Below are 23,409 nucleotides of genomic sequence, written 5' to 3' on the forward strand. Positions count from 1 at the left end.
GTTGTTACGGCCCATCAATCATGTAGGCGATTTACTTCAAGCTTCTTCGAAATAATCGCCCGGGACGCGCACCCAGCCTTCCATCAGCACGCGTGCGCTGCGGCTCATGATCGCTTTGGCGACGCTCCATTCGCCCTTCGATTGCACCGCCTCCGCCCCCACCCGCAGGGTTCCGGACGGATGACCGAAGCGCACCGCGCTGCGCTCGCCGCCGCCGGCTGCCAGGTTGACCAGGGTGCCGGGGATCGCGGCCGCGGTGCCGATCGCCACCGCGGCCGTGCCCATCATCGCGTGGTGCAGCTTGCCCATCGAGAGCGCGCGCACCAGGAGATCGACGTCGCCCGCGTTCACTTGTTTGCCGCTCGAGGAGACGTAGTTCGCCGGTTTCGCCACGAAGGCCACCTTGGGCGTGTGCTGGCGCTTGGCCGCTTCCTCGATGCTGTCGATCAGCCCCATGCGCAGGGCGCCATGGGCACGGATGGTCTCGAACATGGCCAGCGCGCGCGGGTCGCCGTTGATGGCGTCCTGCAGCTCGGTACCGGTGTAGCCGATCGCTTCGGCATTGACGAAGATGGTCGGGATGCCGGCGTTGATCATGGTCGCCTGCAGCCGTCCGACACCCGGGACGTCCAGCTCGTCGACCAGGTTCCCGGTCGGGAACATCGACCCGCCGGCGCCCTCCTCCTCGGCCGCCGGGTCGAGGAACTCCAGTTGCACCTCGGCCGCCGGGAAGGTCACGCCGTCGAGTTCGAAGTCGCCGGTTTCCTGCACCTCGCCCTTGGTGACCGGGACGTGGGCGATGATGGTCTTGCCGATGTTGGCCTGCCAGATGCGCACAGTCGCCATGCCGTCCTGCGGCACGCGTTCCGGGTCGACCAGGCCGCTGGCGATGGCGAACGAGCCGACCGCCGAGGACAAGTTGCCGCAGTTGCCACTCCAGTCCACAAAAGGCTTGTCGATCGAGACCTGGCCGAACAGGTAGTCGACGTCATGGTCGGCCTTGTCGCTCTTGGCGACGATCACGGCCTTGCTGGTGCTGGAGGTGGCGCCGCCCATGCCGTCGATCTGCTTGCCGTAGGGGTCGGGGCTGCCGATCACGCGCAACAGCAGCGCGTCGCGCGCCGGACCGGGCACGCGCGCGGCTTCGGGAAGGTCTTGCAGGCGGAAGAACACGCCTTTGCTGGTGCCGCCACGCATATAAGTGGCGGGGATTTTGATTTGGGGGGTGTGTGGCATAGGTACCCTTAACGGATGCTCAAATGATCGTCGACCGCGTGGGCGGGAAACCCGCCCACCCTACGAGAATCGATACCCGTAGGGTGGGCAGGTTCCCTGCCCACGCGGTCAAATCATGTTTGCGGTTATGCGGCTGCTTTTGGAGCAGACGATTCCAGGAAATCCTGCGCGAAGCGCTGCAGCACCCCGCCCGCCTCGTAGATCGCCACTTCCTCGGCGGTGTCGAGGCGGCAGGTCACCGGGACCTCGACGCGCTCGCCGTTCTTGCGGTGGATCACCAAGGTCAGGTCGGTGCGCGGGGTACGCGCACCTAGCACGTCGAAGGTCTCGGTGCCGTCGATGCCGAGCGTCAGGCGGTTCACGCCCGGCTTGAACTCGAGCGGCAGCACGCCCATGCCGACCAGGTTGGTGCGGTGGATGCGCTCGAAGCCTTCGGCCACGATCGCTTCCACGCCCGCCAGGCGCACGCCCTTGGCCGCCCAGTCGCGCGACGAGCCCTGGCCGTAGTCGGCGCCGGCGATCACGATCAGGGGCTGCTTGCGCTCCATGTAGGTCTCGATCGCTTCCCACATACGCGTCACGGTGCCTTCCGGCTCGATGCGCGCCAGCGAACCGGCCTTCACGTTGCCCATTGCGTCACGGACCATCTCGTTCTTCAGCGTCGGGTTGGCGAAGGTGGCGCGCTGCGCGGTCAGGTGGTCGCCGCGGTGGGTGGCGTAGGAATTGAAGTCTTCTTCCGGCAGGCCCATCTTCGCCAGGTATTCGCCGGCGGCCGAATCCAGCAGGATCGCGTTCGACGGCGACAGGTGGTCGGTGGTGATGTTGTCGCCCAGGACCGCCAGCGGACGCATGCCGGCCAAGCTGCGCTCGCCGGCCAATGCGCCTTCCCAGTACGGCGGACGGCGGATGTAGGTGCTCTGCGGGCGCCAGTCGTACAGCGGGCTCACCTTTTCGCCGTCGTCCACGACGCGCGCGAACATCGGCGTGTAGACCTTGCGGAACTGCTCCGGCTTGACGGCCTGCGCCACCACGGCGTCGATCTCGTCGTCCGACGGCCACAAATCGGCCAGGCGGATTTCCTTGCCGGAAGCGTCCACGCCCAGCACGTCCTTCTCGATGTCGAAGCGGATGCTGCCGGCGATCGCATAAGCCACCACCAGCGCCGGCGAAGCCAGGAAGGCCTGCTTGGCGTAGGGGTGGATACGGCCGTCGAAGTTGCGGTTACCCGACAGGACGGCGGTCGCATACAGGTCGCGTTCGATGATCTCCTGCTGAATTAGCGGATCCAGCGCGCCGCTCATGCCGTTGCAGGTGGTGCAGGCAAAGGCGACCACGCCGAAGCCCAGCTTTTCCAGCTCCGGCATCAGGCCGGCCTCTTCCAGGTACAGGGCCACGGCCTTGGAACCCGGCGCCAGCGAGCTCTTGACCCAAGGCTTGCGCATCAATCCCGCGCGGTTGGCGTTGCGGGCGATCAGGCCGGCCGCGATCATGTTGCGCGGGTTGTTGGTGTTGGTGCAGCTGGTGATCGCCGCGATGATCACGGCGCCGTCCGGCATCAGGCCCGGCTCGTTCTCGACCTTGGCGGCGATGCCGCGCTCGGCCAGTTCCGAGGTCGGCACGCGCTTGTGCGGGTTCGACGGACCGGCGATGTTGCGCACCACGGACGACAAATCGAAGGACAGCACGCGCTCGTACTGGGCGGTCTTGAGGCTGTCGGCCCACAGGCCGGCTTCCTTCGCATAGGCCTCGACCAGCTGCACGGTCTCTTCCTCGCGGCCGGTCAGGCGCAGGTACTTGATGGTCTGCTCGTCGATGTAGAACATCGCGGCGGTGGCGCCGAATTCCGGCGCCATGTTCGAGATGGTGGCGCGGTCGCCCAGGGTCAGGCTGGACGCGCCTTCGCCATAGAACTCGAGGTAGGCCGAGACCACTTTCGACTTGCGCAGGAACTCGGTCAGCGCCAGCACGATGTCGGTGGCGGTGATGCCGGGCTGCGGCTTGCCGGTCAGCTCGACGCCGACGATGTCGGGCAGGCGCATGTACGAGGCGCGGCCCAGCATGACGCTCTCGGCTTCCAGGCCGCCCACGCCGATGGCGATCACGCCCAGGGCGTCGACCATCGGGGTGTGCGAGTCGGTGCCGACCAGGGTGTCCGGATAGGCCACGCCGGCTTCGCTCTGGATCACCGGCGACATGCGCTCGAGGTTGATCTGGTGCAGGATGCCGTTACCCGGCGGGATCACGTCGACGTTCTGGAAGGCCTTCTTGGTCCACTCGATGAAGTGGAAGCGGTCTTCGTTGCGGCGGTCCTCGATGGCGCGGTTCTTGGCGAAGGCGTCCGGGTCGAAGCCGCCGCACTCGACGGCCAGCGAATGGTCCACGACCAGCTGGGTCGGGACCACCGGATTGACCATGGCGGGGTCGCCGCCCTGCTCCGCGATGGCGTCGCGCAGGCCGGCCAGGTCGACCAGCGCAGTCTGGCCCAGGATGTCGTGGCAGACCACGCGCGCCGGGAACCAGGGGAAGTCGAGGTCGCGCTTGCGTTCGATGATCTGCTTGAGGGCATCTAGCATGCTGGCCGGGTCGCAGCGGCGGACCAGGTTTTCGGCCAGCACGCGCGAGGTGTAGGGCAGCGTGTCATAGGCGCCGGGCTGGATGGCCTCGACCGCGGCGCGCGTGTCGAAGTAGTCCAGCGAGGTGCCCGGGAGGGGTTTGCGGTGATTGGTGTTCATGATCCAGCTTACTTTCGATCCGCGATCGGCACGAACTGCAGGTCTTCCGGACCCACGTAATTCGCGCTCGGGCGGATGATCTTGTTGTCGATGCGCTGCTCGATGATGTGCGCGGCCCAGCCGGAGGTGCGCGAGATGACGAACAGCGGCGTGAACATGGCGGTCGGCACGCCCATCATGTGGTACGAGACAGCCGAGAACCAGTCCAGGTTCGGGAACATCTTCTTGACTTCCCACATCACCGATTCCAGGCGCTCGGCGATATCGAACATCTTCATCGAGCCGGCTTCCTGCGACAGCGTACGCGCCACTTCCTTGATCACCACGTTGCGCGGGTCGCTGATGGTGTAGACCGGGTGGCCGAAGCCGATCACGACTTCCTTGTTGGCCACGCGGTTGCGGATGTCGGCCTCGGCTTCGTCGGCGTTCTCGTAGCGCTTCTGGATCTCCAGCGCGACTTCGTTGGCGCCGCCGTGCTTCGGGCCGCGCAGGGCGCCGATCGCACCGGTGATGGCCGAGTGGATGTCGGAACCGGTGCCGGCGATCACGCGCGAGGTGAAGGTCGAGGCGTTGAACTCGTGCTCGGCGTACAGGATCAGCGAGGTGTGCATCGCGCGCACCCAGGAGTCACGCGGCTTTTCGCCGTGCAGCAGGTGCAGGAAGTGGCCGCCGATCGAATCGTCGTCGGTTTCCACGTCGATGCGCTTGCCGCTATGGCTGAAGTGGTACCAGTACAGCAGCATCGAGCCGAAGGAGGCCATCAGGCGGTCGGCGATGTCGCGCGCGCCCGGGACGTTGTGGTCGTCCTTTTCCGGCAGCGTGCAGCCCAGCACCGACACGCCGGTACGCATCACGTCCATCGGATGGGCGCCGGCCGGCAGCGCTTCCAGCGCGCTCTTGACCGCCTGCGGCAGGCCGCGCAACGACTTCAGCTTGGCCTTGTAGCCCTTCAGTTCCGCCTGGGTCGGCAGCTTGCCGTGCACCAGCAGGTAGGCAATCTCTTCGAATTCGCAGGTGGTGGCGACGTCCAGGATGTCGTAGCCGCGGTAGTGGAGGTCGTTGCCGGTCTTGCCGACCGAGCACAGCGCGGTATTGCCGGCGGCAACGCCGGACAGGGCCACCGATTTCTTCGGCTTGAACGTTGGGGTCTCGTTGTTCTGGGTGCTCATGCGTGGAATCTCCTGAGGCTGAATTATTTGGTCTTCTTCTGGGCGAACAGCGCGTCCAGTTTCTGTTCGTAGCTGTGGTAGTCGATGCGGTCGTACAGTTCGGCGCGGGTCTGCATCGTGTCCAGCACGTTCTGCTGGGTGCCGTCGCGGCGGATCGCGTTGTAGACATTCTCGGCCGCCTTGTTCATGGCGCGGAAAGCCGACAGCGGGTACAGGGCGATGCTGACATTCGCGCTGCGCAGTTCGTCCAGCGTGAACAGCGGGGTCGCGCCGAACTCGGTGATGTTGGCCAGCACCGGCACCTTCACGGCATCGGCGAACTGTTTATACATCTCCAGGCTGGTCATGGCTTCGGGGAAGATCATGTCGGCGCCGGCTTCCACGCAGGCAATAGCGCGCTCGATGGCGGCGTCCAGGCCTTCCACGGCCAGCGCATCGGTACGCGCCATGATCACGAAGTCCTCATCGGTACGCGCGTCGGCGGCGGCCTTGACGCGGTCGACCATCTCGTCCTTGCTGACGATTTCCTTGCCCGGACGGTGGCCGCAGCGCTTGGCGCCGACCTGGTCCTCGATGTGGCAGGCGGCGGCGCCGGCCTTGATGAGCGAGCGCACGGTGCGCGCGACGTTGAAGGCCGAGGCGCCGAAACCGGTGTCGATGTCGACCAGCAGCGGCAGGTCGCATACGTCGGTGATGCGGCGCACGTCGATCAGGACGTCTTCCAGGCCCGAGATACCGAGGTCCGGCAGGCCCAGGGAGCCGGCGGCGACGCCGCCGCCCGACAGGTAGATGGCGCGGTAGCCGGCGCGCTTGGCCAGCAGCGCGTGGTTGGCGTTGATGGCGCCGATGACCTGCAGCGGGGATTCTTCCTGGACGGCCTTGCGGAACGCGGCGCCGGCGGAGTGGTGGCTCATGCCTTTAAACCTTTCGAATGATGCGTTGATCGAATACCCACTTGCCAATGCAAGTGGCGTGCCAGTCCGACATTCCTTATGGATCAAGGACTTGGCGCAGCTTCCACAGCTCATTTGTTTCAACGAAACGAAACATGAAACGCAAAATGAAACATTGTAGCAACAAAAAAACCCCGCCGCAGCGGGGTTTGGTCCAGGCGCAGGCGCTTAGTGTGCGCTTGCCGCCGCCGCACCAATCCCGGTTTCCGAACGCACTTCCTGCGCTTCGAAGCCGGCCTTGTCGATCGCGGCGCGCGGGCTCTTGTCGGTCACCGAGAAGAACCAGATGCCGAAGAAGCCGACCGCCATCGAGAAGATCGCCGGTGAGGTGTAGGGGAAGATCGCGGTGGCGTTGCCGAGCACGTCGACCCACACCGACTTCGACACCAGGGTCAGCACGACCGCGGTGGCCAGGCCCAGGAAGCCGCCCACGGTGGCGCCGCGGGTGGTGCAATCCTTCCATAGCACCGACATGAACAGCACCGGGAAGTTGGCCGAGGCCGCGATGGCGAAGGCCAGCGACACCATGAAGGCGACGTTCTGCTTTTCGAACGCGATCCCGAGCAGCACCGCGATCACGCCGAGCGCAATGGTGGTGATCTTCGAGACCTTCAGTTCGTCGGCGCTGTTGGCCTTGCCCTTCTTGAACACGGTGGCGTACAGATCGTGCGACACCGCCGAGGCGCCCGACAGGGTCAGGCCGGCCACCACCGCCAGGATGGTCGCGAAGGCCACCGCCGAGATGAAGCCCAGGAAGATGTCGCCGCCCACGGCATTGGCCAGGTGCACCGCCGCCATGTTGTTGCCGCCCAGGAGCTTGCCGGCCGCATCCTTGAAGGCCGGGTTGGTGCCGACCAGCACAATCGCGCCGAAACCGATGATGAAGGTGAGGATGTAGAAGTAGCCGATCCAGGTGGTGGCCCACAGCACCGACTTGCGCGCCTCTTTCGCGCTCGGGACGGTAAAGAAGCGCATCAGGATGTGCGGCAGGCCGGCGGTGCCGAACATCAGCGCCATGCCGAAGGAGATCGCCGAGATCGGGTCTTTCAGGAAGGTGCCCGGGCCCATGATGGAATCGCCCTTGGCGTGCACCTCGGTGGCGGCCGAGAACAGCTGTTCCGGGCTGAAGTTGTACTGCGCCAGCACCGCGAAGGCCATGTAGGAAGCGCCCGACAGCAGCAGCACCGCCTTGATGATCTGCACCCAGGTGGTCGCGGTCATGCCGCCGAACAGCACGTAGACCATCATCAGGACGCCGACGATGACGACGGCGATCCAGTATTCCAGGCCGAACAGCAGCTTGATCAGCTGGCCGGCGCCGACCATCTGCGCGATCAGGTAGAAAGCTACCACCACCAGGGTGCCGGAAGCCGCGAACACGCGGATCGGCTTCTGATGGAAGCGGTAGGCGGCCACGTCGGCGAAGGTGTAGCGGCCCAGGTTGCGCAGGCGCTCGGCCATCAGGAAGGTGATGACCGGCCAGCCGACCAGGAAGCCGATCGCGTAGATCAGGCCGTCGAAGCCGTCCAGGAACACGGCGGCAGAAATGCCGAGGAAGCTTGCCGCCGACATGAAGTCGCCGGCGATCGCCAGGCCGTTCTGGAAGCCGGAAATGCCGCCGCCGGCGGTGTAGAAGTCGGAGGCCGAGCGGGTCTTGGCGGCGGCCCACTTGGTGATGAACAGGGTCGCCACCACGAACAGCGCGAACATGCTGATCGCGGTCCAGTTGGTGGCCTGCTTGGTGGCCTGGCCGAGGTCGGGCGCGGCCAGGGCGGCGCCGCTGGCGAGCAGCAGCGCAGCTGCGACGGAAGAACGGTTCAGGGCCTTCATGCCGCCACCTTCTTTCCGCTGCCGCTGCCGTTGCCGCCGGCCACGTTAGCCTTGATGGCGTCGGTCAGCTGGTCGTACTCGCTGTTGGCGCGGCGCACGTAGATGGCGGTGACCACGATGGTGAACAGGATCACGAACAGGCCCAGGGGAATGCCCCAGGTCATGACGCCGTCGCCGATGCGGCTACCCATGAATTCCTTGTCGAAGGCGCAGAGCAGGGTGAAGCCGTAGTACACGACCATCATGCTCCAGGTGAGGATCCAGCCGAAGCGCGAACGCTTCGTGACCAGCTTGCGATAGTTGGGGTCGGCTTTGACCCGCCGAACGATGTCTTGATCCACTTGTGTCTCCTGTTATCTATTCTGGTGATGCCTGGTATTCAGGGCTGGATCCAATCCTACGGGTGCGCCCTTACCTCATTCTTACGCTGGCTTACGCGTAACTGACAGCGGCTGCCCCTGCAAGTTCAAGACAGGCGCATGGAATCGGCTACACTTGCCGCATGAGTCCATCCACACGCAGCCACAGCGACGGCGGCGACAAGCCGGTCATCTGGACCGTATCGGTATCGCGCCTGTCCGACCTGTTCCGCGACATTACCCTCGAGTACGACCACCTGGCGACGATCGAACCGGTCCACCTCGGCTTCGACGAAGCCGCGCGCACGCTGCGCGAGCGCCTCGCGACCGAGCGTTGCGACGTGGTGATCGCCGCCGGTTCGAACGCCGCCTACCTCAAGGGCCGGATCTCGGTGCCGGTGGTGGTGGCCAAGGCCAGCGGCTTCGACGTGATGCAGGCCCTGGCGCGCGCCCGCCGCGTGTCCCGGCGCATCGGCGTGATCACCTACCAGGCGCCGCTGCGCGAACTGGCCGAGTTCGCCGACACCTTCGGCATCGCGATCGCGCAGCGCACCTACGTGACCGAAGAGGATGCGCGCGCCTCCCTCAACGAACTGAAGGCGCTTGGGGTCGAGGTGATCGTCGGCGCCGGCCTGATCACCGACCTGGCCGAGGAAGCGGGCCTGACCGGGGTGTTCCTGTACTCGGCCGCCTCGATCCGCCAGGCCTTCGACGACGCACTCGAGATGGCGCGCCTGACCCACCTGGAAGCGAGCCGCGGACGCCGCATCGCGGGCGCCGATGCGCGCCGTGCACGGCGCGGCCTGCACGACCTGCGCGGAGAGTCGAACGCGATGGAACGCCTGCGCCAGACCGTGGTGCTGTACGCGCGCTCGCCGGCCACGGTGCTGATCCAGGGCGAGACCGGCAGCGGCAAGGAACTGGTGGCGCAGGCCATCCACCGCGAGGGCCCGGCGCGCGCCGCCAACCGTCCTTTCGTGGCGGTGAACTGCGGCGCGATCGCCGAATCGCTGCTGGAATCCGAACTGTTCGGCCACGAGGAAGGCGCTTTTACCGGCGCGCGCCGCGGCGGCCACGCCGGCCTGTTCGAGGCGGCCAACGGCGGCACCCTCTTCCTCGACGAGATCGGCGAGATGCCGCTTGGCCTGCAGACGCGCCTGCTGCGCGTGCTGGAAGAGCGCGAAGTGATGCGCGTGGGCGGTACGCGGCCGGTGCCGATCGAGGTGCGCGTGATCAGCGCCACCCACTGCGACCTGGAAGCGCGCGTGCGCGAGGGACGCTTCCGCGCCGACCTGTTCTACCGGCTGGCGGTGCTGCGACTTAGCCTGCCGCCGCTGCGCGAACGGGTCGCGGATATCGTGCCTCTGGGGGAATGGTCGCTCAAGAACGCACTGGCGGCGCTGGGCGCCAGACCGCACCCGAACCTGCACGCCGAGATGCGGGCCTGCGCCTCCGTGCTGGAAGCCTACGGCTGGCCCGGCAACGTGCGCGAACTGCGCAACCTGATGGAGCGGCTGGCGCTGTTCCTGGCGGCCGAGCCGCTGCAGGCGCTGACGCCGAGTTTCCTGGTATCGATTGCCCCTGAACTAAACAAAGCGGCGACGGTGCCTGCGCCCACGCCGGAGGCCGATACCGAGAGCATTGCGGCGGTGCTGGCGCGCTTCAACGGCCAGCGCGATGCGGCAGCGAAGCATCTGGGCATCAGCCGTACGACCCTGTGGCGGCGCTTGAGAAGTGAGAACCCGTAGGGTGGACGGCTTCGCCGTCCGCGCGTTCAAATTTCTCATGAACAGTGACGAAGCAGCTATACCAGGGGGAGTTGAACGCGCGGACGGGAAACCCGTCCACCCTACAAGACCCACCCCGCGCTGGATCAACACCGTGTTAAATTATCGCCGTATCATGACTTTTTTACATGGCCTGGCGCCCATTGATACGAGCAAGCGCCAGCTCTTCGACTAGCGTCCGCCCATGAAGCGGCGCACCGCCCGGGCCCTGCCCGGCCTGACGGAGGCACTATGCAACATGCGTCGCAAGCGGCTTTGTTTTCCCTGATCGGCGATACCCCCCTGATCGAAGTGACCCGGATCGACACCGGTCCCTGCCAGCTGTTCCTGAAACTCGAATCCCAGAATCCCGGCGGCTCCATCAAGGACCGCATCGGCCGCGCCATGATCGAGCAGGCCGAGCACGACGGGCTGCTGGAGCCAGGCGGCACCGTGGTCGAGGCCACCGCCGGCAATACCGGCCTGGGGCTGGCCCTGGTGGCGCGCATTAAGGGCTACCGCGTGGTGCTGGTCGTCCCCGACAAGATGGCGGCCGAGAAGATCCTGCACCTGAAGGCGCTCGGCGCCGAGATCCACCTGACCCGCTCCGACGTCGGCAAGGGCCATCCCGAGTACTACCAGGATGTTGCGGCGCGCCTGGCCAGGGAGATCCCCGGCGCCTGGTTCGCCGACCAGTTCAACAACCCGGCCAACCCGCGCGCCCACGAAACCACGACCGGTCCCGAGATCTGGGACCAGGTCAACCACAAGCTCGATGCCATCGTGGTCGGGGTCGGCTCCTCCGGCACCCTCACCGGCCTGTCGCGCTATTTCAAGAAGACCCAGCCGAACCTCGAATTCGTGCTGGCCGACCCGCAGGGCTCGATCCTGGCCGACTACGTCAACACGGGCGTGCTGCGCACTGATGCCGGTTCCTGGGCGGTCGAGGGGATCGGCGAAGACTTCATCCCCGGCATCGCCGACCTGTCGCGGGTGAAGAAGGCCTACACCATCCCCGACGAGGAAAGCTTCGGCACCGCGCGCCTGTTGCTGCAGCAGGAAGGCATCCTGGCCGGCTCGTCCACCGGCACCCTGCTGGCCACCGCCCTGCGCTACTGCCGCGAGCAGACCCGCCCGAAACGCGTCGTTACATTCGTGTGCGACACCGGCACCCGCTACCTGAGCAAGGTGTACAGCGACGGCTGGATGGTCGACCAGGGCTTGATCACGCGCCCCAAGACGGGCGACCTGCGCGACCTGATCGGCCGCCGCTACGACGAGGGCGAAGTGGTCACGGTATCGCCCTCCGACACCTTGCTTACCGCCTTCAACCGCATGCGCAACGCCGACCTGCAGCAGCTGCCCGTGATCGACGACAAGGGCCGGCTGGCCGGCCTGATCGACGAATCCGACCTGCTGCTGCACGTCAGCGCCGAACCCAAGCATTTCAGCGCACCGGTGTCGAGCACGATGACCTCCTCGCTCCAGACCCTGCTGCCGACAGCCAGCATGGGCCACCTGCGCGAGATCCTCGACCGCGGGCTGACCGCCGTGATCCACGACGGCGAACGCTTCTACGGCCTGGTCACGCGCTACGACCTGCTCAACCACCTTCGTAGGACTCTTTCATGACGGACCAGAAAAAACACATTGCCACCCGCGTGATCCACGGCGGCCAGGCGCCGGAGCCTGCTACCGGCGCCGTGATGCCGCCGATCTTCGCCACCTCGACCTTCCGCCAGGAGAGCCCGGGCGTGCACAAGGGCCTGGACTACGGCCGCTCGCACAACCCGACGCGCTGGGCCCTGGAGCGCTGCGTGGCCGACATCGAAAGCGGCAGCGCGGCCTTCGCCTTCGCCTCCGGCCTGGCCGCGATCGCGGCGGTGCTGGAACTGCTGCCGGCGAACTCGCACATCGTGGCCGGCGACGACATGTACGGCGGCACCTTCCGCCTGTTCGAGCGCGTGCGCAGGAAGAGCGCCGGCCACAGCTTCGCCTACGCCGACCTGACCGATCCGGACGCGCTCGGCAAGGCGCTCACGCCCGAAACCAGGCTGGTGTGGGTGGAGACGCCGACCAACCCGATGCTCAAGCTGGCCGACCTGGCGGCCATCGCGGCCCTGTGCCGCGCGCGCGGCATCATCACCGTGTGCGACAACACCTTCGCCAGCCCGATTGTCCAGCGGCCGCTGGAACTCGGCTTCGACATCGTGGTGCACTCGACCACCAAGTACATGAACGGCCATTCCGACGTGATCGGCGGCGTGGCGGTGGTCGGCAGGGAGGAGCGCCATGCGGCCCTGGCCGAGGGGCTCGGCTTCATCCAGAACGCCGTGGGCGCCATCCAGGGTCCGTTCGACAGCTTCCTGGTACTGCGCGGGATCAAGACCCTGGCCCTGCGGGTGGAGCGCAGCAGCGCCAACGCGCTGGCGCTGGCCCAGTGGCTCGAGCACGAGCCGAAGGTCCGCAAGGTGTTCTATCCGGGCCTGGAATCGCACCCGCAGCACGCGCTGGCGCGGCGCCAGATGAACGGCTTCGGGGGCATCGTGTCGATCGACCTGGCCACCGACCTGGCCGGCAGCCGGCGCTTCCTGGAAGCCTGCGAGGTGTTCACCCTGGCCGAGAGCCTGGGCGGCGTCGAGAGCCTGATCGAGCACCCTGCCCTGATGACCCACGCCAGCATCCCGGCCGAGCAGCGCGCCGAGCTTGGCATCGGCGACGGCTTGATCCGCCTGTCGGTCGGCATCGAGCACCTGGAAGACCAGCGCGAGGACCTGCGCCGGGCACTGGCCGCGATCTGACGCGGTGCGGACTGGCTACAGGCGGCACAGGCGCCCGCCGTCCACCAGCAGCGAGGCGCCCTGGATGAAGGCGGCGTCGCCGGACGCCAGGAAGGCGATCGCCGCGGCAATGTCGGCGGGCTTGCCCACCTCGGCCGCATCGATGTGTTCGACCCCGGACTGAACCTCCGGGTTATTCCACAGCATCGGCGTGTCGACCGCCCCGGGGAGCACGGCATTGACCCGTATGCCCCTGGGGCCGCCTTCCAGCGCCGCCGAGCGCGTCAGCGACAGCAGGGCGGCCTTGGCGGCCGCATAGGGCGCCACCTTGACTTCGGTCTCCAGGGCATGCACGCTCGCGACGTTGACGACCGCGCCGCCCTGCCCCATGTGCAGGAAGGCCTGCTTGATGAAGAAGAAGGCCCCGAGCAGGTCGACCTGCAGCACCTTCGTCCAGTCGGCCGCGCCGAGTTCCACGATGGGCTTGAAGACCATCAGGCCGGCGTTGTTGACCACCACGTCGAGCCGCCCGAAGCGCTGCATCACCTGCCCGACGGCGGCGCCGACTTCCTGCTCCGCGCCCACGTCGCACACCACCTCCATGAACTCGCCGGGGCCGCACCCGCCCACCGCGGCGGCGGCCGCCGGCAGGGCGTGCGCGTCGCGGTCGACCAGGGCCAGGCTGGCGCCCTCGGCGGCAAAGCGCTTGGCCGCCGCGAGGCCGATGCCGCCGGCGGCGCCGGTGACGAGAACGAGCTTGCCGTCGAAGCGCATACGCCCTCCTATTCCGTGTTCCTGGGTGCGCCGGTCGCCGCCTCGGCCGGCGCCGTGTGCGGCGCCGCAAAGTCGAAGCCGGGGTAGTCGCTGTCCAGCGCCAGCGGCACCTGCAGGCACACGCTCTGGGTGGGCAGCACTTCGGTCCAGTCCCGGATCAGGTCGCGGTAGGCCAGCCCGACCGGGCGCAGCTGGCGGTCGAGGTCGGCGAGGCCGAGGGCATTCACGTGGCCGTTGTTCTCGCGCAGGCCGGTGTCCCAGTCGACCTGGTCGGTCAGGGAGTACCAGGTGAAGCCGACCAGGGGCACGCCGTTGTTACGTACCCGCAGCACGTTGGCCCATTCCTTGCGCAGCCACTTCACGGCCTCGTCCCCGCACGCTCCCTGGCACAGATTGGTCTCGGTATGCATCACCGGCAGGCGGTAGCGGTTGTAGTACTGGTGCGTGATCACGGCGTAGCCGAAGATCTCCCCCGACGCCATGGTCGAGCCGTCCGCCGACACATGGTGCTCGTTGGTCTGGTAATAATCATTCCCCATGATGCAATGATGCTTGAGGTTGTTGTTCAGGAAGAAGTGGTACTCGTCGCGCGTCATGCCGTTGTCGAGCAGGTACTCGTACATGGTGGAGTCGACGCGGCGGCCGTAGTTCAGGTCCAGCGACAGGAAGCGGCGCGCGTTCCTGGTCTCGGCCGGGCCGATCGCGGCGGGCGAGCGCGCATGGAAGTACTCGGTCGATTCGCTCTGGACGAACAGCGCATCCGGGCGCACCTCGAGGATGGCGCGCATGGCCAGCAGGTTGGCCTTCACGATGTGCTTGAGCGCGGTGACGAAGGCCCGGTCGTCGCGCATCTGCTCGTTCCACCAGCCGTACAGGGCGGAGAACAGCGCGCAGATCGACATCTCGTTGACCGGCGTGTACAGCTGGACCCAGGGATAGCGCTGGGCAAAGGCGCGCGCATAGTCGGCGAAGACCGCGGAGAAATCCGGGTTCTGGAAGTCGCCCAGGAAATCGGGCAGGCCGAAATGGCACAGGTCGACGATCGGCACCAGGCCGCGGCGCCGCAGGTCGGGAAACACCTCGTCGGCGAACGACCAGTCATAACGGCGCGCACCGAGCAGCGTCGTATGCAAGGGAGGGCCATAGCGCAGGAAGCGGATGCCGATTTCCTGCACCAGGTCGAAGTCGCGCCGCCAATGGCGGTAGTGCCCGCATTTGTCCATCTCGTCCATGCGGACCCGGCCGCCATCGATGGTCGGAATGCTGTTCTCGATGCCGGTGGCAAAGAGGAATCCGGGTTGGTTCGATACCATATGCGGTCCGTACGTGGGCCACGCCGTGTCAATCGGATCGGCGCGCTGCGCGGCGCCTCTTCAAACTGTAGACCATGAAAGCGACAATGGCCAGGTTAACGGCCAGCAGGCCGGCGCTCAGCAGGCCGGGACGGCGCGCCAGTTCGTCCAGCTCGAACGGCAGGTAGATGGCGCCGCTGGCCGCCGCCAGGCCTTCCGCCCATGCACGGCCATGCCACAGGCCGTAGGCCTCGACCATGCGCATGCCTGAATACGCCAGGGCCGCCGCCGCAAGCTGCAGCAGGCGCGCATCGTCGAGCCGCCCTGCCAGCTCGACGAACACCCGGGGCGTGTGGGATGCGGGGTTCAGGTGCGCGTGCGCCACCAGCAGCTCGGCAAGGCGCTGGACGTCACGGTGCAGCAGTGCGAACAGGCCGAAGCCGGTCAACAGCACCACCATGCCCTTGGCCGCCTCGAGCGCGGCCACGGCGCGAAGTCCCTGCGACAGGCGCATGCGTTCTCCCGTGGGGCGATCGCATGTATACTGCCGCTGCCTTCGCCCTTGTCCCTTTTACGAAAGAATACCTTGAAACAGCTGATCTCCTACTGCATCCTTGGCTTGAGCATGACGCTGGCCGTCACCGGCTGCAAGCGCGCCGAAAACCCTCCCGCGGCAGCCGCCGACAGCGTGGCGCTGCAAAAGATCGACACCGTGGCCGGTACCGGCAAGGAAGCGACCGACGGTACGACCGTGGTCGTCCACTACACCGGCTGGCTGTACGAGCCGAATACCGAATCGAAGCGCGGCACCCAGTTCGACTCCTCGAGCGGACGCGAGCCGTTCAGCTTCCACCTCGGCGGCGGCCAGGTCATTCCCGGCTGGGATGCCGGCGTGGCCGGCATGAAGGTCGGCGGCAAGCGCACCCTCATCATCCCCGCCAGCATGGGTTACGGAAGCTCGGGCGCAGGTCCGATCCCGCCGAATGCCAACCTGATCTTCGACGTCGAACTGCTCGACGTGCGCTGAGCGCTGGTCCTCATGGCGCCGGCAACTCCCCCGGCGCCTGTTCCTCTCCAGCCTTCCCGGCTGTCCCCGCGTAGCACGCCCTCCCCCTCTGAAGTCCTGCCTGCAGGCAACGCCCTCTCCCATATTGCCGCGTCCTAGTGCAGGACCGCGCGCCCGTCAATACCTTATTTCGGCCTAGTGTGCCTTGCGCACAAAAAACAACGCGCGATAAGATTGTATTTACATCAGCCTTTTGAGAGAGAAAACCGAATTTTATATGCACATCGGCTACAATAAAGATATAAAATTTTTAATAGTTTCGTGCAATTCCATTATTTCCAAAGCTATAGTTGTTGACAACCGGCTCTAGAGGCGGGGAAAGAAAAGTTGTACCGATTGACGTATATTTTTCTGAGAGAAAACACAACATGCAAATCCGTGTATCCATGCTGCGTAGCGCTGTCGCCATTGCGGCGCTGGCGTTCGCCGGATCGGCGCTCGCTGCCGGACAGGAAGGCCAGACCGTTGCCAAGGACCCGCGCACCGGCAAGCTGCGTAATGCGACTGCCGCTGAGGTACAGAAACTGAACGAGCTGCGCAAAGCGGAGCGCGAAGCCCAGAAGGCCGCCCGCGCAGCCTCCGGCGCCCCGGTCGCCGGCGTCGCCAGCCTGCAGCAGAACGGCGTCCTCGCCGCCCACGTCGACGAGGAGTCGATGATGCACACGGTGGTCCGCCGCACCGCGGACGGCAAGCTCGAAGCCGAGTGCGCCCACGGCTCGCATGCAGCCCACTCCGCCCTGTCCACCCCAGTGTCCACGCACGCCAAGGAGCACCAGAATGAAGTCGAATAAGCGTCCAAGCCTCACTCTGGTAGCCGCGGCCCTGGCCCTGGCCTGCGGCAGCATGGGCACTGCCCAGGCAGCAGCAAAGATCGTCATCAACAACCTGAACGCCCCCGGCGTCGGCTTCAACGAGACCACCCCGGCGACGCCCGTCGGCGGCAATACCGGCACCACCATCGGCCAGCAGCGCCTGATCGCGTTCACGCACGCGGCCAATATCTGGGGCAAGACCCTGACCAGCGACGTCCCGATCGTCATCAATGCGACCTTCGAGCCGCTGTCGTGCACCGCGACCAGCGCGGTGCTGGGCAGCGCCGGCGCCACCCAGGTGTTCGCCAACTTCCCGGGCGCGCCGAAGACCGACGTCTGGTATTCGTATGCCCTGGCCAACAAGCTGTACGGCAGCGAGATCTCGACCTCGCCGGGCGGCCAGATCACGGCTCGCTTCAATTCCAATCTCGGCAAGTCGAACTGCCTGGCAGGCAGCGCGTTCTACCTGGGCCTGGATGCGAACGAAGGCAATGACATCGACTTCGTCGCCACCCTGCTGCACGAAATGGGCCACGGTCTGGGCTTCCAGACCTTCACCAGCGGCGCGACCGGTGCTCCGTTTGCCGGACGCGCGTCGGTCTGGGATACCTTCCTGCTCGATAACACGACCGGCAAGCTGTGGATCGACATGAGCAACGCCGAGCGTGCCGCATCGGCGCTCAAGCCGGGCGGCCTGTCCTGGACCGGCGCCCGCGTCACCGCGGCCGCACCATCGGTGTTGACTCCGACCGCCCAGCTGCGCGTGATCGGCGTCGGCGCCAACTCGCCGTCCGGCGACCTGTACGCAGTCGGCGAAGCCGATTTCGGTCCGAAGATCGACAAGTCGCCGCTGACCGGCCAGATCGCCGCGGTGGCCCTGCAGCCTGACAGCCCGGGTTCGGCCTGCACGCCATTCAACGCGGCCAATGCCGAAGCGGTGCGCCGCAAGATCGCCCTGGTCAGCCGCGGCACCTGCGGCTTCACGGTCAAGGTCAAGAACGCCCAGGACGCCGGCGCGATCGGCGTGATCGTGGCCGACAACGCACCGGGCGTAGTCACCGGCCTGGGCGGCGCCGATCCGTCGATCACCATCCCGGCCGTGCGCGTGTCGCAGGCCGACGGCGCGACGATCCTGGCCAGCCTGACCAAGCCGAACGGCAACGCGAACGGCACCGTGGGCAAGCTCGAACGTTCCAAGACCCAGCTCTCGGGCGCCGATGCACAGGGCCGCGTCACGATGTTCACGCCGAACCCGTTCCAGCAGGGCTCGTCGGTGTCGCACTACAACACCGCGACCACCCGCAACCAGCTGATGGAACCGTCGATCAATGCCGACCTCACCCACTCGGTGACGGCGCCGACCGACCTGACGATGGAACTGTTCAAGGACATCGGCTGGTAATCACCCCGCCGTTTCCAGCGAAAGCCGCCTGCCTGCAGGCGGCTTTTTTTCGTCTATATGCGTGCCATGGCGCAGCTTGAAGGTCGCCACCAGTTCCGACAGCTCGGCCGCCTGCCGGCGCATCGCCCCGGCCGCGCTGGCTGCCTGCTCGACCATCGCGGCATTCTGCCGGGTCGACTCGTCCATCTCGGCGATCGCCTGGCTGGCCTGGGCCACGCCGCTGGCCTGCTCGCCGCTGGCGGTGGAGATGGTATCGAGCAGGCCGGCCACGTCGTGCACGTGGGCCAGCACAGCGCGCATGGTCTCGCCCGCGGCGCCGGCGATGCCGGTGCCGGCGGCGATCTCCGCGCTCGAATCCTTGATGAGCTTCTTGATCTCCTTCGCCGCCGAGGCCGAATGCTGGGCCAGGCTGCGTACCTCGGCCGCCACCACGGCGAAGCCGCGTCCCTCGGCGCCGGCGCGCGCCGCCTCCACCGCCGCGTTCAGCGCCAGGATATTGGTCTGGAAGGCGATGCTGTCGATCATGCCGGTGATGTCGGTGATCCTGTCGGCCGAGGCCTTGATCGCGCCCATGCGCGCCACCACCTCCTCGACCGCCTGGGCGCTGCGGGTGGCGACGTTCGAGGCCGACTGGGCCAACGCATTCGCCGAGCGGGCGCTGGCATTGTTGCGGTCGATGGCTTCGCGCAGTTCTTCCATCGCGCCGACGGTCTGGCGCAGGCTCGCTGCCTGGCGCTCGGTGCGGCGCGACAGGTCCTGGTTGCCGTCCGCGATCTCGCCGGACGCCGAATCGATCGCCCGGGCGCCGGCCAGCACCTGGGATACGGTGGCCGCGACGCCGCCGGTCATGCCGTTGAGGGCGTCGAACAGGCGGCCGATTTCGTCCGCACGCGCGTGGCGGATGACCGGACGCAGGTCGCCCTTCGCCACCTGCTCGGCCAGGCTGACGGCCTGCTGCAGCGGACCGACGATGTTCCGGGTCAGCATCCAGGCCAGCAGCGCGCCGATGCCGAGCGCGCCGAGGCCGAGCGCCAGCACCAGCGATTTCCCGAACAGCGAGGCCGAGGCCGATTCGCTGGCGAGGCGGTGCGCCGCGTCGGTTTCGTGGGCCAGCAGGGCTTCCAGCGCACCCGTGTAGGCCTGGTAGCCCTTTTCCCAGTCGCCGCCGACGAGCTGCTCGACGACGCCGGTCTGGCCGAGCTCCTTGGCCTGGAACAGCGCGGCCTGCACCTTGTCCAGCGCCGCCTTGTGGCCGCCGGCTTGCGCCATCAGCGCGGCTTCAGCCTGCGTACGCGGCAGCTTGCCGAGTTTCGCTTCGAGCTCGGCGGCCGCCTTCCTGCCCTGGGCCAGCTGGGCGCCGAAGTAGTCCGCCAGCTCCAGGCTGTCGCTGCGCGCGATGGCGACCGTGCGCGAGCCGTTCAGGCGTTCGACGCCGAGCAGGTCGGAGGCCAGCTGCTGCCTGGCCAGCTTGTCGTAGACCAGGTCGGTGGTGAGGGCATCGTTGGACTGCATGCGCCACAGCGCCACGGCCGAGATGATCAGGAGGAGGAAGGAGACGATGCCGAAGGCGCCGAGGATCTTGGTGCCGGTGTGAAGCTTCGCGAGGTGCATGGCAGGTATCGAGTTGATCGGATACCTGCAGTCTAAAAATGCAATGTGACAGGGCGATGAAAATCCGTGACATCCGCGCCTGCGAATGTCACGGGATGAGGCGCTTACTTGTTGGTCGGCGGCGCCTTGCCGGCGGCCTCGCCGGCTTCCCACTGGCGCTTGAGCGCCGGGATCGCGGCCGGCTTCCACGGCATGACCGGCTGCTCCTTCATCTTCTTCTCGAGCAGTCCGATCGCCACTTCCAGCTGGCGGTCGCGGCCTTCGAAGGTCTCGTGCGGCAAGTTGTCGACCTCGACGTCGGGCGTCACGCCCACGCCTTCGATCAGCCATTCGCCGTCGGCTGCGAACTGGCCGAACTCGGCCACGCGCGCCCTGCCGTTGTCGGCCAGGCTGTTGCCGTCGCTGAGCCAGACGCCGGCGCCGGCGGTGCGCTTGCCCACCAGCGGGCCCAGTTTCAGGGCCTTGACGCCGGCGGCGAAGGTCTCGCCATCCGAGTAGGTCAGCTCGTCCATCAGCACCACCAGGTGGCCGCGGAAGGTGTTCTGCATGTTCGACTGCGGCAGGGTGCCGTTCGAGGTCCAGAATGCCCACGAGCGGCGCAGCAGCTTCTCGATGATCCAGCTGTCGATGTTGCCGCCGTTATTGCGGCGCACGTCGATGATCAGGCCTTCCTTGTTGATGTTGGCGTAGAAGTCGCGGGCGAAGGCGTTGATGTCGCGCGCCACCATGGCGCGCAGGTGCAGGTAGCCGATCCTGCCTTTCGAGGCCTGGTCGACCTGCTGCGCCCTGCCCTGTTCCCAGTCGGCGTAGCGCAGGCTGGCGTGCTGCGCCATCGACACCGGCGTCACGATCACGGGACGCGGCTTGGCTGCCCCGCTCTTCACGTGCAGCAGCACCTGCTTGTCGGCCTGGTCGAGCAGCAGGTCGGCGATGTCCCGGCTTTCCGCCAGCGACTTGCCGTTGACGGCAGTGATGATGTCGCCTTCCTTGACGCCGACGTCCGGCGCCGCCAGCGGCCCGGCTTCAAGCGGCAGCTCGGGCTCGCTGCGGTAGACGCGGTCGACGCGGAAGCCCTCGGGCGTGCGCGACAGCACGGCGCCCAGGCTCGAGGGAACGCCCTCGCCGGCGGCGCGGCGCACGTCGCCCGGGATGATCTGCGAGTGCAGCGCACCGAGCTCGCCCACCATCATGCCCAGCACGTCATTGAGCTCGGCGCGGTCGGTCACGCGCTCGACCAGCGGCGCGTAGCGCTTGCGCACGGCCGCCCAGTCGATGCCGCGCATGTTGGCGTCGTACAGGAAGTCACGGTGCATGCGCCAGGCGTCGTTGAACATCTGCTTCCACTCCAGGCGCGGGTTGGTGCTCACCGCCCAGTCGTCGATCTTGATGCGCGCCTTCGACACGTCGGCCGGGGCCTTGGCGCCGGCCGCGACGATCAGCATCTCGCCCGGTCCGCTGGCATGGAAGGTGCGGTAGAACACGTGCTTGCGGTCGGTGCTCAGGCCGAACTCGCGCACGTTGTTCACGAAGGTTTCCAGCTGCGGGCTGCTGCGCGAGATCTCGAGGGTCTTGAGCGCGCCGCTGCGGCCGTTGTCCGACTCGAGGATGTACAGGCGCTTCTCGTCGATGGCCAGGGCGCGGTAGTTGCCTGGCGCGACCGGCACTTCGTACAGGCGCTCGCGCAGGCCGGCGTAGTCGATCGCCGGGGTCGGCGCCGCCTTGGCCTTCGCGCCTGTGGCAGCATCCGCGGCATTCGCCGCCGCGGTGGCGGCCGCGGCCGCAGCGACGGCGGCGGTCTTGTCTGCCTCTTCCTTGCCCGGGGTCTGGACCGCGGCGCGCGCGGCGGCCTCGGGCGATGCCACTTCCGGCGTGGTCAGCTCGTCCTCGGGCTTGAAGGGGAAGCGTACGCCCGGCTGCAATGCCAGCGCATAGATGCCGACGCGGCGGTCGAACACCGGGCCCATGTTGCGGTCGCCCCAGGGACCGGCGTTACCCACATTGAAGTGGCGCGCGGACAGGAAGTACAGCCACTTCCCGTCCGGCGAGAACACCGGCGAGTTGGCCGTGTAGCGGTCGGTAGTGACGAAGGCCATGCTCTTGCCGGCGAGGTTGTACATGCCGATCTGGTTGCGCTGCTCGCTGCTGCCGACCCGGACAAAGGCCAGGTTGCGGCTGTCCGGCGACCACACGACCTGGTCCGGACGCTCGGCGCCGACCTGCTGCGCATCATCGATGATGACGTTGGTCCTGGACTGCAGGTCGAGCAGCCAGGTGCGGCCCTTCTTGTCGGTGTGGGCCAGGTACCGGCCGTCCGGCGACGGATAGATGCCGGAACGGTGGCTGGCGCCGTCGATGGTCAGGCGCTCGCCCTTGCCGGAGCCGTCGGCGGCGTAGCGCCAGATCTCGTTCTCGCCTGTGGTGTCGACGAATGCATAGACCCACTTGTCGTCGTGGCTGAACACGGCGCCGCGGGCGCGCGCCCCGTCCGGCACCGCGATCTCGACGCGGCGGTAGCTGCCGGTGCCGGCGATGGTCACCTTGCCGCGCGCCGTCAGCACGATGCGCTGGGCCTTGTTGGCGACGTCGATACTGGTCAGTGCGTCGAGCGGCGAGCGCACGCGGCGGGTGCGCTGCTGGTCGAAGTCCGAGACCAGGCTGGCCTCTACCCGCGTGTCGGTGCCGGCGGCGATGTCGAACACGCGCAGGTCGGCGCCCAGCTGGTAGGCGATGCGGCCGTCGCCCAGCGAGGCGGTGCGCACGTCCCATTCGGTGTGCCCCGTGTGCTGCTTGCGGTCGCTGCCGTCGGGCAGCGCGGACCAGATGTTGTCGGCGCCGCCCGTGTCGCTGATGAAGTAGATGCGGCCCTGCCACCACATGGCGCGGCGGTTGTTGGCGTCGTCGTCCTTGAACAGGCGCGTCGCTTCGCCCTTGGCGCCGAGTTCGTAGCGCCACAGCTGGGCATGGGCGCCGCCGCGGTAGGCCTTGACGTTATCGTTGGTCATCGACAGGCCCATGCGCGTGAAGAACACGGTGCGGCCGTCGTCGCTCAGCACGGCGTCGTTGGCGTCGGCCAGCGGCAGCACGCGGCGCGTCATCTTGACGGGGTCGAGGGCGGCGACGATACGGTGTTTCGACGGTCCCACCGAATTTTCGGTACTGACCAGGACTTCGCCCTGCGCGGTCCAGCCCAGCACGTTCACGCCGCCGTTTTCGAACGTGATGCGCTTGGGCAGGCCGCCCTCGATCGGCATCACGTAGGCTTCCTGGGCGCCTTCATACGAGGCGGCGAAGGCAACCAGCTTGCCGTCGTGCGAGATCGCGGCCTGGGTTTCGCTGGAAGGATGCGTGGTCAGGCGGGTGGCCTTGCCGCCCTGGGTCGTCGTGCGCCACAGGTCACCCTCGGCGGTGAAGACGATGCTGTCGCCGCGGATCGCGGGAAAACGGAAGTAGGGATCGGCGGCGGCGGCCTGGCTGCCGATCAGGGCCAGCGAAAGGGCGAGGATGGTGCGGGACAGTTGCATGTTCACAATGGCAAGGGTTACTCAAGCGGAAGAGTTTGCCACATGCCGATGGGCGCGCGATGTGCATACGTGCAAAAAAAAACCGCGCTCGATGCGCGGTTTTCAT

Annotated in this window: 17 protein-coding genes; 6 read left to right on the top strand and 11 right to left on the bottom strand. The window is 66.9% G+C overall.

All coding sequences use genetic code 11. The features are described 5' to 3' along the window. Nucleotides 1–36 precede the first annotated feature (36 nt). The 6 genes from prpF to ACK6C6_RS15470 form a co-directional block, all read right to left on the bottom strand. The gene (gene prpF / locus ACK6C6_RS15445; RefSeq protein ID WP_209588739.1) at nucleotides 37–1,236 is read right to left on the bottom strand and encodes a 2-methylaconitate cis-trans isomerase PrpF; all 1,200 of its coding nucleotides are present in this window, start codon (nucleotides 1,234–1,236) and stop codon (nucleotides 37–39) included. Between the two features lie 125 nt (nucleotides 1,237–1,361). Beyond that, the gene (acnD, locus tag ACK6C6_RS15450) at nucleotides 1,362–3,968 is read right to left on the bottom strand and encodes a Fe/S-dependent 2-methylisocitrate dehydratase AcnD (protein WP_409268027.1); all 2,607 of its coding nucleotides are present in this window, start codon (nucleotides 3,966–3,968) and stop codon (nucleotides 1,362–1,364) included. Nucleotides 3,969–3,976: 8 nt separating this feature from the next. Next, nucleotides 3,977–5,137, bottom strand: coding sequence for a 2-methylcitrate synthase (prpC, locus tag ACK6C6_RS15455; protein WP_409268028.1), 1,161 nt, complete (start codon nucleotides 5,135–5,137; stop codon nucleotides 3,977–3,979). Nucleotides 5,138–5,160: 23 nt separating this feature from the next. Beyond that, the gene (prpB, locus tag ACK6C6_RS15460) at nucleotides 5,161–6,051 is read right to left on the bottom strand and encodes a methylisocitrate lyase (protein ID WP_036216332.1); all 891 of its coding nucleotides are present in this window, start codon (nucleotides 6,049–6,051) and stop codon (nucleotides 5,161–5,163) included. 207 nt (nucleotides 6,052–6,258) lie between these two features. Beyond that, nucleotides 6,259–7,920, bottom strand: a complete 1,662-nt coding sequence (locus tag ACK6C6_RS15465; protein ID WP_209588744.1) for a cation acetate symporter — start codon at nucleotides 7,918–7,920, stop codon at nucleotides 6,259–6,261. After that, nucleotides 7,917–8,261 carry a DUF485 domain-containing protein gene (locus ACK6C6_RS15470; protein WP_409268029.1) on the bottom strand — a complete coding sequence of 115 codons (345 nt, stop codon included), beginning with the start codon at nucleotides 8,259–8,261 and terminating at the stop codon, nucleotides 7,917–7,919. Before ACK6C6_RS15470 ends, ACK6C6_RS15465 begins: the two co-directional genes overlap by 4 nt. Nucleotides 8,262–8,422: 161 nt before the next feature. Between ACK6C6_RS15470 and prpR the strand changes: the two genes are divergently transcribed. The 3 genes from prpR (at nucleotide 8,423) to ACK6C6_RS15485 (ending at nucleotide 12,846) form a co-directional block, all read left to right on the top strand. Next, on the top strand, nucleotides 8,423–10,027 hold the full coding sequence (gene prpR, locus ACK6C6_RS15475) for a propionate catabolism operon regulatory protein PrpR (protein ID WP_409268030.1): 1,605 nt from the start codon (nucleotides 8,423–8,425) through the stop codon (nucleotides 10,025–10,027). 270 nt (nucleotides 10,028–10,297) lie between these two features. Further along, a complete protein-coding gene (locus ACK6C6_RS15480; protein WP_209588747.1) occupies nucleotides 10,298–11,677 on the top strand; it encodes a cystathionine beta-synthase in 1,380 nt (459 codons plus the stop codon). Next, entirely contained in the window at nucleotides 11,674–12,846 is a 1,173-nt protein-coding gene (locus tag ACK6C6_RS15485) for a PLP-dependent aspartate aminotransferase family protein (RefSeq protein ID WP_209588748.1), read from the top strand. Before ACK6C6_RS15480 ends, ACK6C6_RS15485 begins: the two co-directional genes overlap by 4 nt. A gap of 15 nt (nucleotides 12,847–12,861) precedes the next feature. Here ACK6C6_RS15485 and ACK6C6_RS15490 read toward each other — a convergent pair whose 3' ends face one another. From ACK6C6_RS15490 to ACK6C6_RS15500, 3 genes are read right to left on the bottom strand one after another with little or no spacing between them, the layout of a single operon-like run. Continuing rightward, complete coding sequence (locus ACK6C6_RS15490) at nucleotides 12,862–13,599, bottom strand: SDR family NAD(P)-dependent oxidoreductase (RefSeq protein ID WP_409268031.1); 738 nt, start codon at nucleotides 13,597–13,599, stop codon at nucleotides 12,862–12,864. Between the two features lie 8 nt (nucleotides 13,600–13,607). Then, nucleotides 13,608–14,912, bottom strand: coding sequence for a family 1 glycosylhydrolase (locus ACK6C6_RS15495; protein ID WP_409268033.1), 1,305 nt, complete (start codon nucleotides 14,910–14,912; stop codon nucleotides 13,608–13,610). Nucleotides 14,913–14,940: 28 nt separating this feature from the next. After that, on the bottom strand, nucleotides 14,941–15,405 hold the full coding sequence (locus ACK6C6_RS15500; protein ID WP_409268034.1) for a DUF2127 domain-containing protein: 465 nt from the start codon (nucleotides 15,403–15,405) through the stop codon (nucleotides 14,941–14,943). 72 nt (nucleotides 15,406–15,477) lie between these two features. Between ACK6C6_RS15500 and ACK6C6_RS15505 the strand changes: the two genes are divergently transcribed. The 3 genes from ACK6C6_RS15505 (at nucleotide 15,478) to ACK6C6_RS15515 (ending at nucleotide 18,171) form a co-directional block, all read left to right on the top strand. After that, a complete protein-coding gene (locus tag ACK6C6_RS15505; protein WP_409268036.1) occupies nucleotides 15,478–15,918 on the top strand; it encodes an FKBP-type peptidyl-prolyl cis-trans isomerase in 441 nt (146 codons plus the stop codon). 407 nt (nucleotides 15,919–16,325) lie between these two features. After that, the gene (locus ACK6C6_RS15510) at nucleotides 16,326–16,748 is read left to right on the top strand and encodes a post-PEP-CTERM-1 domain-containing protein (RefSeq protein WP_209588752.1); all 423 of its coding nucleotides are present in this window, start codon (nucleotides 16,326–16,328) and stop codon (nucleotides 16,746–16,748) included. Continuing rightward, a complete protein-coding gene (locus tag ACK6C6_RS15515; protein WP_409268037.1) occupies nucleotides 16,735–18,171 on the top strand; it encodes a PA domain-containing protein in 1,437 nt (478 codons plus the stop codon). Before ACK6C6_RS15510 ends, ACK6C6_RS15515 begins: the two co-directional genes overlap by 14 nt. Here the strand turns inward: ACK6C6_RS15515 and ACK6C6_RS15520 are convergent, their stop codons facing one another. Together ACK6C6_RS15520 and ACK6C6_RS15525 are read right to left on the bottom strand one after the other, a co-directional pair. Continuing rightward, the gene (locus ACK6C6_RS15520; protein ID WP_409268038.1) at nucleotides 18,172–19,782 is read right to left on the bottom strand and encodes a methyl-accepting chemotaxis protein; all 1,611 of its coding nucleotides are present in this window, start codon (nucleotides 19,780–19,782) and stop codon (nucleotides 18,172–18,174) included. 104 nt (nucleotides 19,783–19,886) lie between these two features. Continuing rightward, a complete protein-coding gene (locus ACK6C6_RS15525) occupies nucleotides 19,887–23,303 on the bottom strand; it encodes a S41 family peptidase (RefSeq protein ID WP_409268040.1) in 3,417 nt (1,138 codons plus the stop codon). Nucleotides 23,304–23,409 lie beyond the last annotated feature (106 nt).

The organism is Massilia sp. BHUDP2 (genome assembly GCF_046236355.1).
GTDB lineage: Bacteria > Pseudomonadota > Gammaproteobacteria > Burkholderiales > Burkholderiaceae_D > Telluria > Telluria varians.